11 protein-coding genes are annotated in these 11,604 nt (G+C 65.7%); 4 read left to right on the forward strand and 7 right to left on the reverse strand.

Annotation, left to right across the window (positions count from 1 at the left end):
* Nucleotides 1-30: 30 nt before the first annotated feature.
* On the forward strand, nt 31-1,044 hold the full coding sequence (locus AC6LKD_RS27455) for a proline racemase family protein (protein WP_492276574.1): 1,014 nt from the start codon (nt 31-33) through the stop codon (nt 1,042-1,044).
* A 57-nt stretch (nt 1,045-1,101) separates the two neighbouring features.
* On the opposite strand, the gene AC6LKD_RS27460 is transcribed toward AC6LKD_RS27455, so the two are convergent.
* The 4 genes from AC6LKD_RS27460 to AC6LKD_RS27475 are packed head-to-tail and all read right to left on the reverse strand — an operon-like array spanning nt 1,102 to nt 5,387.
* Nucleotides 1,102-2,700 (reverse strand): GMC family oxidoreductase, encoded by a 1,599-nt coding sequence (locus tag AC6LKD_RS27460; RefSeq protein WP_498118020.1) that lies wholly within the window; start codon nt 2,698-2,700, stop codon nt 1,102-1,104.
* 5 nt (nt 2,701-2,705) lie between these two features.
* On the reverse strand, nt 2,706-3,527 hold the full coding sequence (locus AC6LKD_RS27465) for a shikimate dehydrogenase family protein (RefSeq protein WP_498118021.1): 822 nt from the start codon (nt 3,525-3,527) through the stop codon (nt 2,706-2,708).
* A gap of 15 nt (nt 3,528-3,542) precedes the next feature.
* On the reverse strand, nt 3,543-4,529 hold the full coding sequence (locus AC6LKD_RS27470; protein WP_498118022.1) for a transketolase family protein: 987 nt from the start codon (nt 4,527-4,529) through the stop codon (nt 3,543-3,545).
* Nucleotides 4,530-5,387, reverse strand: a complete 858-nt coding sequence (locus tag AC6LKD_RS27475; RefSeq protein ID WP_498118023.1) for a transketolase — start codon at nt 5,385-5,387, stop codon at nt 4,530-4,532. It abuts the gene before it with no gap.
* 128 nt (nt 5,388-5,515) lie between these two features.
* Here AC6LKD_RS27475 and AC6LKD_RS27480 point away from each other — a divergent pair, with 128 nt between their 5' ends.
* Both AC6LKD_RS27480 and AC6LKD_RS27485 read left to right on the forward strand, forming a co-directional pair.
* A complete protein-coding gene (locus tag AC6LKD_RS27480) occupies nt 5,516-6,220 on the forward strand; it encodes a GntR family transcriptional regulator (RefSeq protein WP_013395472.1) in 705 nt (234 codons plus the stop codon).
* Between the two features lie 9 nt (nt 6,221-6,229).
* Nucleotides 6,230-7,300, forward strand: coding sequence for a glycerol dehydrogenase (locus AC6LKD_RS27485; RefSeq protein WP_498118024.1), 1,071 nt, complete (start codon nt 6,230-6,232; stop codon nt 7,298-7,300).
* Between the two features lie 35 nt (nt 7,301-7,335).
* Here the strand turns inward: AC6LKD_RS27485 and kce are convergent, their stop codons facing one another.
* Genes kce through AC6LKD_RS27500 form a run of 3 tightly spaced genes read right to left on the reverse strand, consistent with a single transcriptional unit; the run spans nt 7,336 to nt 10,002 of the window.
* Nucleotides 7,336-8,271: a 3,5-dioxohexanoate:acetyl-CoA acetone transferase gene (gene kce / locus AC6LKD_RS27490; RefSeq protein WP_013395474.1), complete on the reverse strand. Its 936-nt coding sequence runs from the start codon at nt 8,269-8,271 to the stop codon at nt 7,336-7,338.
* Nucleotides 8,264-9,220: a 3-hydroxyacyl-CoA dehydrogenase gene (locus tag AC6LKD_RS27495; protein ID WP_498118025.1), complete on the reverse strand. Its 957-nt coding sequence runs from the start codon at nt 9,218-9,220 to the stop codon at nt 8,264-8,266. Before AC6LKD_RS27495 ends, kce begins: the two co-directional genes overlap by 8 nt.
* The gene (locus tag AC6LKD_RS27500) at nt 9,220-10,002 is read right to left on the reverse strand and encodes an SDR family oxidoreductase (RefSeq protein ID WP_088142064.1); all 783 of its coding nucleotides are present in this window, start codon (nt 10,000-10,002) and stop codon (nt 9,220-9,222) included. The genes AC6LKD_RS27495 and AC6LKD_RS27500 overlap by 1 nt, the downstream gene beginning before the upstream one ends.
* Nucleotides 10,003-10,328: 326 nt before the next feature.
* Between AC6LKD_RS27500 and AC6LKD_RS27505 the strand changes: the two genes are divergently transcribed.
* A complete protein-coding gene (locus tag AC6LKD_RS27505; RefSeq protein ID WP_013395477.1) occupies nt 10,329-11,528 on the forward strand; it encodes an ABC transporter substrate-binding protein in 1,200 nt (399 codons plus the stop codon).
* Nucleotides 11,529-11,604 lie beyond the last annotated feature (76 nt).

The raw sequence follows: 11,604 nt of genomic DNA on the forward strand, positions 1-11,604 counted from the left end.
TCCCTACCTTACTTGTCTGGAGCCACAGTCATGCGCAAGCAAGACGCGTTCGATGTCATCTATACCCATACCGAAGGCGAGCCCCTGTGCATCGTGCATAGCGGCATCCCCTACCCCGCCGGCTCCACCATCCTGGAGAAGCGCGCCTTCCTTGAACAGAACTACGACTGGCTGCGCAAGGCGCTGATGCGCGAGCCGCGCGGCCACAAGGACATGTTCGGCGTGTTCCTGACCCCGCCGTCCAGCCCGGAGTTCGACGCCGGCCTGATCTACATCGACGGCACCGAGTATTCGCACATGTGCGGCCACGGCACCATCGCGGTCAGCATGGCCATGGTGGCCCACGGCCTGGTGCCGCGCGGCAAGGACGGCATCACCAAGATCCGCTTTGAGACCACCGCCGGCCTGGTGGTGTCGGAAGTGGCGTCCGAAGGCGACAACGTGCTGTGGACCCGCTTCGAGAACGTGCCCGCCTATGTAGCCGCGCAGGACATCCCGGTGGAGCTGCCGGGCTACGGCAAGCTGTCCGCCGACATCGTCTGGGGCGGCAACTACTTCGGCATCGTCGACCTGTCCGGCTGCGACCTGCGCATTTCGCCGGACAACGGCACCGAGCTGTCGCGCATGGGCCTGATCGTGCGCGACCAACTCAACGCCCGCCACCGCATCCAGCACCCGACCGAGGCCCACATCAACAACCTGAACTTCATCACCTTCTGGCACCAGCCGACCATCGAGGGCGCGTTCTACAAGAACGTGCACGTGTTCAGCGCCGGCCAGCTGGACCGCTCGCCCGGCGGCACCGGCACCAGCGCGATGATGGCCATGTTCGAGGCGCGCGGCAAGATGGGTTTGAACCAGCCGATCAAGTCGGAAGGCCTGCTGGGCAGCGGCGTGTTCGAGGGCTGCCTGCTGGGTGAAGTCGATCTGAACGGCACCCGCGCCGTGCGCCCAACGGTCAAGGGCACGGCCAGCATTCTCGGTACGGCGCGCTGGGTGATCGACAAGAACGATCCCGTTGGCGCCGGGTTCCTCATCCGCTGAAGTGCAAAGGCGCACGGACCAATTGGCTCCGTGCGCCCTTGTCCAAGCCAGGCGCGGCTACGCTCGCGCCGCATCCTCCAGGATCATCTCCGCGCCGCGCTCGGCCACCATCATGACGGCGGCCTGGGTGTTGCCGGAGACCATCTTCGGCATCACCGAGGCATCCACCACGCGCAGGCCCGACAAGCCGTTCACGCGCAGGCGCACGTCGGTGACGGCGGCGGGGTCCGAACCCATGCGGCAGGTGCCGATCGGGTGATAAATGGTCTGGCCGTTGCGGCGCGCGAAGTCCAGCCATTCGTCGTAGCTGTCCACCGCCGCGCCGGGGCTGATCTCGGATTCCACGTAACGCCGCATGGCCGGCTGGCCGACGATGCGCCGGGCCACCTGCATGCCGCCCACCAGGCTGTCGCGGTCCACCTGGGCGGACAGGAAATTGGGGCGGATCGCGGGCCCGGCCTGCGGGTCCGCCGACTTGATGTGGATGGATCCGACCGATTCGGGCCGCAGCTGCGCCACGCCTATCGTCATGCCCGGATGCCGGTCCAGGATGCGTTCGGCCGCGTTGGCGTAGCTGGCGTGCACGAAGAAGTACTGCACGTCGGGCGCGGGCAGGTCGGGCGCGCTTTTCACGAAGCCGTGCACCAGCCCCGTGCCCAGGGTCAGGATGCCCTTGTGGCTGGCGTAGTAGCGCGCCACCTGCTGCGCCAGGCGCCAGCCGCGCGACATCTCGTTCAACGTCACCGTGTCCTTCACCCGCCAGTTCATGCGCGTGGCAAAGTGGTCGATGTAGTTCTCCCCCACCTGCGGCTGCGCCAGCACCGGCGCAATGCCGAACGATTGCAGCAAGGCCGGGTTGCCGATGCCGGACAGTTCCAGCAGCTGCGGCGACTGCACCGCCCCCATGCACAGCAGCGTCTCGCGCCGCGCGCGCACGATGTGTTCCTGCCCGTTCTTGCGGTAGGCCACGCCCACGCAGCGCTTGCCCTCGAACACCAGCCGCGTCACGTGCGCGCCGCATTCCACGCTGAGATTCTTGCGGCCGGCGGCCGGTTTCAGGTAGCCGTCCACTACGCTCCAGCGCCTGCCCCGGTGCTGCAGCACCTGGTAGTAGCCCACGCCTTCCTGGCTGCCACCGTTGTAATCGGGGTTCAAGGGCTGCCCGTCTTCCTGCGCCGCCCGCAAGAAGGCATCTGCGATGGGAAAGCGTTCGGCCACCTCTTCCAGATGCATGGGGCCGTTCTTGCCGCGGCTGCCATCGCCGGGTTCATAGCATTCGATCTTGCGGAAGACGCGCTCGGCCTGGTTGTAGCCCCAGCCGGTGGCGCCGGCCGCCTCCCAGCCGTCGTAATCCTGCGGCTGGCCGCGGACGTAGATCATGCCGTTTATCAAGGTCGAGCCGCCCAGGCCCTTGCCGCGCGGCACGGCGATGGTGCGGCCATGGACGTTGTCTTCCGGCTCGGTGGCGAATCGCCAGTTGTATTCCGGATTCACCAGCAGCTTGGAAAAGCCCGCCGGAATGGAGATCCACATGCTGCGGGCTTCGTGGCCGGCCTCCAGCATCAGCACGCGATGCTTGCCGTCGGCGCTCAGGCGGTTGGCCAGGATGCAGCCCGCTGTGCCGCCCCCGGCGATGATGAAGTCGTAGTCGCTCATGCGGGTCAGCGTCCTGTGCCGGCCTGCTGGTCCGCCGCCACGCCCAGCATCTGCGCCATCAGCTCGATCTGGCAGGCCAACATCGGCGCGCCGTAATGCACCTTGCAGCCGCGGGCCTGCGCCGCCAACAGCAAGGCGGTGTCCTTGGGCTGCATGATGACTTCGCAGACCAGTTGGTCCGGCGTCAGCCGGCTGGCGTCCAGCGGCAGCGCGTCCTCCGGCTTCATGCCCAGCGAGGTGCCGTTGACCACCAGGTCATGCCCCGACGGGTCGGCCGTCCCCACGTCGATCCGGGCATCGGGATGCAGCGACAGGATGCGCGCCTTCAGGTCCTCGGCCTTGGCCGTGGTGCGGTTGGCGATGGTCAGCCGCGCCACGCCGGCCTGCACCAGTGCGAAGCCTATGGCATTGGCCGCGCCGCCCGCCCCCGCCAGGTAGGCGCTCTTGCCCTCGGGCGACACGCCCGCGCTCCGCAGGCCGCGCACGAAGCCTTCGCCATCCAGCATGTGCGCCACCAGCTTGCCGTCGGCCTCGCGCCGCACCACATTGGCCGCGCCGATCTTGCGCGCCACGGGAGTGGCGTCGTCCACCAGGTCCAGGATGGCGGTCTTGTGCGGCACGGTGACGATGACGCCGCCCAGGTTTTCCAGCCGCCGCAGGCCTGCCACCACGTCCGCCAGGTTGTCTGGCCGGGCGTGGAACGGCACGCACACGCCGTCGAAACCGATGGCGGCGAAATGCTCGTTCATGCGCTGCGGCGTCTTCACGTGGTGGATGGGATCGGCCAGGATGCCGAACAGGCGCGTGGTGCCAGTAATTTCCTTCATGCTTGTCTCCGTGTTTCAGGGCTGGAGCGTGGCGCGCGCGACCTCGGCGATGCCGGCGGCGTCCAGCTTGTAGTGCGCATACAGGGTGGTGGGCGGCGCGATCAGGCTGTATTCATCGTAAATGCCATGGCGGCGCAGGCGCGTGCCCGTGCCCGCGTCCGCCAGGACCTCGGCCACGGCCGAACCCAGTCCGCCCAGCACGTTGTGCTCTTCCACCGTCATCAGCTGGCGGGACTTGCCCGCCGCGGCCAGTACGGCGTCGCGGTCCAGGGGCTTGATGGTGGGCATGTCGATCACGCCCACCGACAGGCCCTCGCCGCGCAGCTGCTCGGCGGCGGCCAAGGCTGCGTGCAAGGTAATGCCGCAGGCGATGATGTTCAGGTCCGAACCGCTGGAATGGACGATGGCGCGGCCGAATTCGAAAGGCGTGCCGTCTTCATAGACCTGCGGGTCGCGGCCGCGGCCGATACGGAAGTAGATCGGCTCGGGCCAGTCCGCCGAGGCCTTGATGGCGGACGCCAGCTGCGGACCGTCGGCGGGCGAGACCACCGTCAGGCCGGCCAGAGCGCGCATCGTCGAAATGTCTTCCGTAGCGTGGTGCGAGGTGCCGTAAAAGCCCAGGCTGATGCCGGTATGGTGGCCGATCAGGCGCACCGGCAGTTTGGTATAGGCCACGTCCATGCGGATCTGTTCGCAGCACAAGAGGCCCAGAAAGGACGCGAAGGTCGCAACGAAGGGCATCATGCCCGTGGTCGCCAGCCCCGCGGCGGCCGACACCATGTTCTGCTCGGAAATGCCGAACTGGATGTAGCGGTCGGGATAGGCCTGCGCAAAGCGGTTCAGACCGTTGGAATACTGCAGGTCGGCCGAGCCAGCCACCACGAGATGTCCCGCCTGCGCCAATTCAATCAGCGCGTCGGAAAGATAGGACAGCCCGGGATTCACCGCGTTCAGGGCGCGGTACTGCCAGGAGTCGGGAGAGAGGACTTGTGCCTGTGCCATTCAGATCTCGCGGGAAAGGATTTCGTCGACGGCGCTTTGCGCGTCTTGCGGCGCCAGGTAGCCCAGGTGCCAGCCCGGCTCGGTTTCCATATAGGACACGCCTTTGCCCTTGATGGTCTTGGCGATCACGCAGGCCGGCTTGGCGCGCGCCTCGTCCGCGCGCAGGCGGCGCAGCAAGGCGGTCAGCTCCGCCAGGTTATGGCCGTCCACTTCGTGCACCTCCCAGCCGAAGGCCTGCCATTTTTCCTTCAGCGATTCCACGCCCATGACCTCGTCGACCTTGCCATCCAGCTGGTAGCCGTTGCGGTCGACGATGGCGACCAGGCGCGACAGGCGATTGTGCGCGGCGAATAGCGCGGCCTCCCAGACCTGGCCTTCCTGCATCTCGCCGTCCCCCAGCAGCACGAAGACGTTGAAGTCGCGTCCGCCCATGCGCCCGCCCACCGCCATGCCCACGCCATTGGACAGCGCGTGGCCGATGGAGCCCGAGCTGAAATCCACGCCCGGCACCTTGCTCATGTCGGGATGGTCGCCCAGCGGACTGCCCAGGCGGGTGTAGCCGTCCAGCAGTTCGCGGTCTATGAAGCCGTGGTCGGCCAGCACCGGAAAGAGGCCCACGGCGGCATGGCCCTTGCCCATCAGGAAGCGGTCGCGGTCGGGCCACTGCGGTTCGCCCGGCCGCAGGCGCATCACGTCGTAGTACAGCGCGGCGAAGATTTCCGCGCACGAGAACACCGAGCTGTAATGCCCGACCTTGGCGATTTCGATCAGCCTGATGGTCTCCAGCCGGATGTGGCGGGCCTTTTCCCGCAGCATCCCGACCTCCCCTTCGGTAGGGGCCTCCCTGTCACTGCTCATGGCGCTTCCTTTTCGCTGTTAGGATATATGATATATAATATACCCATCGCGCTCGAATTTGCCATGGCGGGATAGAATTCATCCCGAATCCACCCGCCCCCATCAATACAGCAAGCCTGAGCCCTGTCATGTCCAGCCTCAAACCGGTAAAGAAAGAGAACCTCTCCGTCAGGGTCTACAACGAAATCCGCAATGCCCTGATCAACGGGCAGTACGAACCCGGCGAACGCCTGATCATTGGCGAATTGGCCCAGGAAATGGGCGTCTCCATCACGCCCGTGCGCGAAGCGATCTTCCGGCTGATCAGCGAGCAGGGCCTGGAAATGCAGGCGGCCACCGCGGTCTACGTGCCTTACGTCAATTCGGAAAAACTGCGCGAAATCCAGCAGATCCGTTTCCACCTGGAAGGCATGGGCGCGGCCGAGGCCGCCCAGAACATCACGCGCAAGCAGCTGGACAACCTGATCGCGCTGCAACGGGATTTCATCTCCTGCACTTCCAGCGATCCCAAGCGCGCCAGCTACCTGAACCGCAAGTTCCACTTCGCCATCCTGGAAGCCAGCAACAAGCCCATCCTGCGCGCCACGGTGGAATCGTTCTGGGTGATCACCGGCCCCATCCTCAAGGTGTTCCACGTCAAGACCTCGGGGCTGGATTACTCGCAGAACGAGCACCGCCACGAGGCCGTGCTGGAAGCCCTGGAAGCGCGCGACTCCGAAGCCGCCCGGCAAGCCATCCAGGCCGACCTGGTCTGGGGCGGCAAGATCATGATCGACTGGCTGGTCGAGCGCGAAAAGGAACTCGACTACCGCCCTCCCGCTGCCCGCAAATAGGAACAACCCATGCTGAAGATTTTTGGCGCCCCCTGCCGCTATATCCAGGGCGCCGGCGCCCTGGACACCGTGGGACAGTACGCCGCCCTGTTCGGCCGCCGGGCCGCCCTGGTCATAGACAGCTACGTGCATGGCGTGCTGGGGCCAAGAATCGAAGCCTTGTGCGCGGCGCAAAACGTGTCGCTGATACCGCTGATCGTCGAAGGCGACCTGACGCCGGCCGTGATCACGCAGTTGCGCGCGCAGGCCGCGCCTGCCGGCATCGACATGGTGATCGCGGTGGGCGGCGGCAAATCGCTGGACGCGGGCAAGGCGGTGGCCAAGTCCTCGCACTGCCATCTCATCACCGTGCCCACCGTTGCCTCCAACGACGCGCCAACCAGCAAGAACTACGTCCTGTACGACGCCCATCACAATCTCCTGGCGGTGGAGCACATGCTGTTCAACCCCACCCTCGTGCTGGTGGACACGGCCGTCATCGCCACCGCGCCGGCGCACTTCTTCCGCGCCGGCCTGGGCGATGCGGTCTCGAAAAAGTTCGAGGCCGAGCAGTGCGCCCGCAACGGCGGCAAGAATATGTATGACGGCGCCCCGCCCCTCACCGCCCAGTTCATCGCCGACGGCTGCCTGCGCACCCTGCTGGCCGACGGCGTGGACGCCGTTGCCGCTGCCGGCAGCGGCCAGCCCACACCGGCCTTCGAACGCGTGGTGGAAGCGATGATCCTCATGAGCGGCCTCGGTTTCGAAAGCGGCGGCCTGTCCATCGCCCACGCGCTGACGCGCGGGCTGCCCAAGATCAGCGGCGTGGCGAGCGCGCCGCACGGCCTGCAGGTGGCCGTCGGCCTGCTGGTGCAGCTGGACCTGGAAAACCGGACGGACAGCATGCTGGCCGAACTGACCCGCTGGTATGAACAAGTGGGCTTGCCCACGACCTTGCGCGAACTGGGCGCGGCCGCCGAGCCATCCGACGCGGAATTGATGCTGGCCGCGGAGCTGAGCCTGAAGGCCCGCCACGCCGCCAACTTCGACCGCGCGCTCGACACCGATACCTTGGCCGCCGCGCTGCGCCGTTACGCCTGACAGGCAGGCGCCGGCCCCCCCGGCGCCCCACCGCATCAGAACGCGACGTTGTCCTTGCCCTTCAGATCCAGCTTGGCGCGCGCTTCTTCGGGCGTGGCGATTTCCAGGTTCAATGCTTCCAGGATGGTGCGGATGCGCTCCACCTGGACCTGATTGGACTGCGCCATCTCGCCCGGCCCGATCCACAACGAATCCTCCAGCCCCACCCGCACGTTCGACCCCATGGCCGCGCCTATGGTCGCCAGCGGTATCTGGCCGCGGCCGGCGCCCAGGATCGACCATTCATAGTCGTTGCCGAACAGCCGGTCGGCCGTGCGCTTCATGTGCATCAGGTCTTCCGGGTGCGGGCCGATGCCGCCCAGGATGCCGAACACCGATTGGATGAAAGGCGGTGACTTGACCAGGCCGCGGTCGACGAAATGCGCCAGGTTGTACAGATGGCTGATGTCGTAGCACTCGAACTCGAAGCGGGTGCCGTTGGCGTTGCCCAGCGCCAGGATGGATTCGATGTCCTGGTAGGTATTGCGGAACACCAGCGAGCGGCTGTTCTCCAGATGTTCGCGCTCCCAGTCGTGCTTGAACTCCTTGAAGCGGCCCAGCATGGGGTACAGGCCGAAGTTCATGGACCCCATGTTCAGGGACGCCAGCTCCGGCTTGAAGGTGGTGGCCGGACGCATGCGCTCTTCCACCGTCATATGCGGGCTGCCGCCGGTGGTGATGTTGATGATGGCGTCCGTTTCGCGTTTGATCCGCTCCAGGAAGGGCTTGAACAAGGCCGGATCCTGCGAGGGCTTGCCGGTCTGCGGATCGCGCGCATGCAGGTGCAGCACCGCCGCGCCAGCCTTGGCCGCGCCGATGGCCGCTTCCGCGATCTCGTCGGCCGTGACCGGCAGGTGCGGCGACATGCTGGGGGTGTGGATGGCGCCCGTCACGGCGCAAGTGATGATGACTTTCTGCTTGGGCTTAGCCATTGTTGTCTCCGTTATCCTGTTTGTGGCGCATGAGGCGCATCAGTTTTTCGTCGCGCCAGAAGCGGCGCTTGGCAAGATCTTCCCGCGGCAGCAAACCGCGGCGCTCGTCCGACAAGGCATCGACCAGCGCGCCGTCCCAGGCGACGGGTTCGCCCTGGGTCGCGCCGATGGACTGGTACAGCCCGCCGTAGCGTGCGCAATAGTCGGCAATGCCGCCGGGTGCGTTGAGGTCTATGGTTTCGAACGGCCCCATGAACGACCAGCGCAGGCCCAGGCCGTCCTTCACCGTGGTGTCGATATCCTCGGCGCTGGCGATGCCCGCGCTGGCCAGGCGGAACGCCTCGTGCAGCAGCGCGCCCTGCAGGCGGTTGAGAATGAAGCCTTCGATTTCGCGGCGCACCAGCACGGGCTTCTGGCCGATGCCCGTCATGATGGCGCGGGCAGCAGCCACGGCCTCGGGACTGGTCCAGGGCGCGGGACACAGTTCCACCACCGGGATCAGGTAGGGCGGATTCACGGGATGCGCCACCAGGCAACGGTGCCGTCCGGGCAGGTGTCCGGTGAATTCGCTGGCGGGAATGCTGGACGTGGAACTGCCGATGATGGCGTCGGGTTCGGCCGCGGCGTCCAGTTGCGTGAACAACGCCCGCTTGATCTCGACGTTTTCCGGCGAGTTTTCCTGGATGTAGCGGGCGCCCTTCAAGGCATCCGCCAGGCTGCTTGCCACATGGACGCGGCCACCGATGGCCTCGGCGTCCTTGAGCAGACCCTGGGTTTCAAGTTCCCGCAGCTGCTGCAGGATCAGGCCTCGCGCCTCGGCCAGCATGGCGGCGTTGACGTCATACAGGCGTACCGCCCAACCCATGCGGGCAAACACGATGGCCCAGCCCTGGCCTATCAGGCCGGTGCCGACGATGGCGGCGCAGTGCGCATTGGACGCGGCGTCCATCAGTAGAGCTTCTGCGTGAAACCGTCCACCACGATGGCCTGCCCCGAGACGCTGCGAGCCGCCTCGCTGGCGTTGAACAGCACCATGTTGGCGATATCGCGAGCGGTGACCATGCGGCCCAGGGCCGCCTGGTTCTCGTACTGTGCGGCGATCTCCTCCACCGGCCGGCCCAGCGTATCCGCCTTGGCCGCGATGACGGCGCGGATGCGCGGCCCTTCGACCGCGCCCGGCAGGATCGCGTTGACGCGGATGCCATGCGGCCCCAGCTCGATGGCCAGGGACTTGGTGAAGCCTATCACCGCCCACTTCGATGCCGAATAGACCGAACGTCCGGCAAAACCCAGATGCCCGGCCGCGGACGACAGGTTGATCATGACGCCGGCCTTGGATTCCTTGAGCAAGGGGATGGCCTGGCGCGCGCACAGGAACTGTCCGGTGATGTTCACGGCCAGCGTGCGGTCCCAGTCGGCCTTGGACAGGGTTTCGACATAGCCGGTGGGACCGGCCACGCCCGCGTTGTTGACCAGGATGTCCAGGCCGCCCAACTGGGCGCGGACCTGATCGAACAGCGCGCTGACGCTGTCTTCGTCCGAAACGTCGGCCAGGGCCGCATGCACGCCAGGCAATTCGGCCGGCAGCGCGGCCAGGCGCTCCTGGTTCACGTCGCATACGAATACGGAGGCGCCGGCATGGCGGAACACCTTCGCCATTTCCAGGCCCAGCCCGTCCGCGCCGGCGGTGATCAGCACCCTTTTCCCGGCGAAATCCACTTCCTCGAACATGCCTCTGTCTCCTAGATTCTTATGAAAAGCAGGCAATTGATGATATACGATATATGAAAAAAACAACTGTGGCCTGATGTTTTTGGCAACCGTTGCCTCAGCCAAAAAGAGTCATCCCAAAGCAGGATGAAAACCCGTATTTGCGCTGGATCAGCCCGCTAAGTCTTTATTCATGCGGCTTTAGGGAATTCCCCGATTCGGCGGGTTACGGCCCCCACTAGAATCCAAGGCGGGGTTTGCTACCCGCCCGGCCGATATATCATATATTCAAAAAAACGGACCAAACAAGAAAGTCCGCATCCCATACCGACAAAGGAGCGTAGACAGTGTTCAAGTTCAACAAAATTGCTTTGGCGCTGGGCGTGTGCGGCGCGCTGGCAAGCGGCACCGCAGCGGCCGACATGAAGGTAGGCGCCCTCTTCCCGTTCAGCGGCGCGCTCGCGCTCCTGGGACAAGAGAGCTATCGCGGCCTGGAACTGGCCGTCAATGAGATCAACGCCGCCGGCGGGGTCAACGGCGAAAAGATCGAAATCATCAAGGCCGACGCCGTCGACCCGACCCAGGCCGTGTCGGAAACCAAGCGCCTGATTTCCTCCAACGTGGTCGGCGTGTTCGGCAGCTACGCTTCGGGCATTTCCTACGCGGCCTCGCCCGTCACCGAGCTGGCCGGCGTGCCCTACTTCGAGCTGGGCGCCACCGCGCACAAGATCACCACGCGCGGCTACAAGTACCTGTTCCGCAGCAACCCCAACACCGCGCTGTATGGCGTGTCGGTGGTCAATGCGCTGCACGACACCATCGCGCCGGGCATGGGGCTGAACCCCAAGGACATCAAGATCGGCATCATCCACGAGGACGGCCCCTACGGCACCGACGTGGCCGCCACCGAGAAGAAGCGCGCGCAGGAGCTGGGCTATACGGTCGCGGAAGTGCTGCCGTATTCGGCCAAGACTGTGGACCTGTCCTCGCTCATCCTGCGCCTGAAGGGCGCCAAGGTCGACGTGGTGTTGCAGACGGCATACCAGAACGACGCCATCCTGTTCTTCAGCCAGGCGCGCGCCGCGGGCTTCAAGCCCAAGGTCGTGATCGGCGCGGGCGGCGGCTATTCGCTGGCCGACACGGCCAAGGCCGTGGGCGCCGACATGAACGGCGTGTTCGACCTGGACTTCCCGCAGTCGTCCATCAATCCGGCGGGCGCGCCCGGCCTGGACAAGTTCCTGGAAGCCTACAAGGCCACCTACAAGAGCGATCCGCAATCCGGTCACAGCCTGACCAACTATGTCGGCGCCAAGGCTTTCTTCGAAGCCATCGGCAACGCCAAGTCCACGGATAAGGACAAGATCCGCGCCGCGGTCCTGGCCTACAAGAAGCCGGCCGGCCAGACCGCCAACGGCTGGGCCTTCGACTTCGGCGAAGACGGCCAGAACAATGCATCCACGTTCTACGTGATGCAGTGGCAGGACGGCAAGCTCGTCACCATCGCGCCCAGCAACCTCGCACTCGGCAAGCCGGTCTTCAAGAAATAAGCGCCACGCCAGTGCTCAGGCGCTCGGGGGCGCCTGACGTATCCCGGGGTCCGCGCGCCCTGGTTCGGCCGACAGC

It is taken from the genome of Achromobacter sp. D7-1, assembly GCF_059760445.1.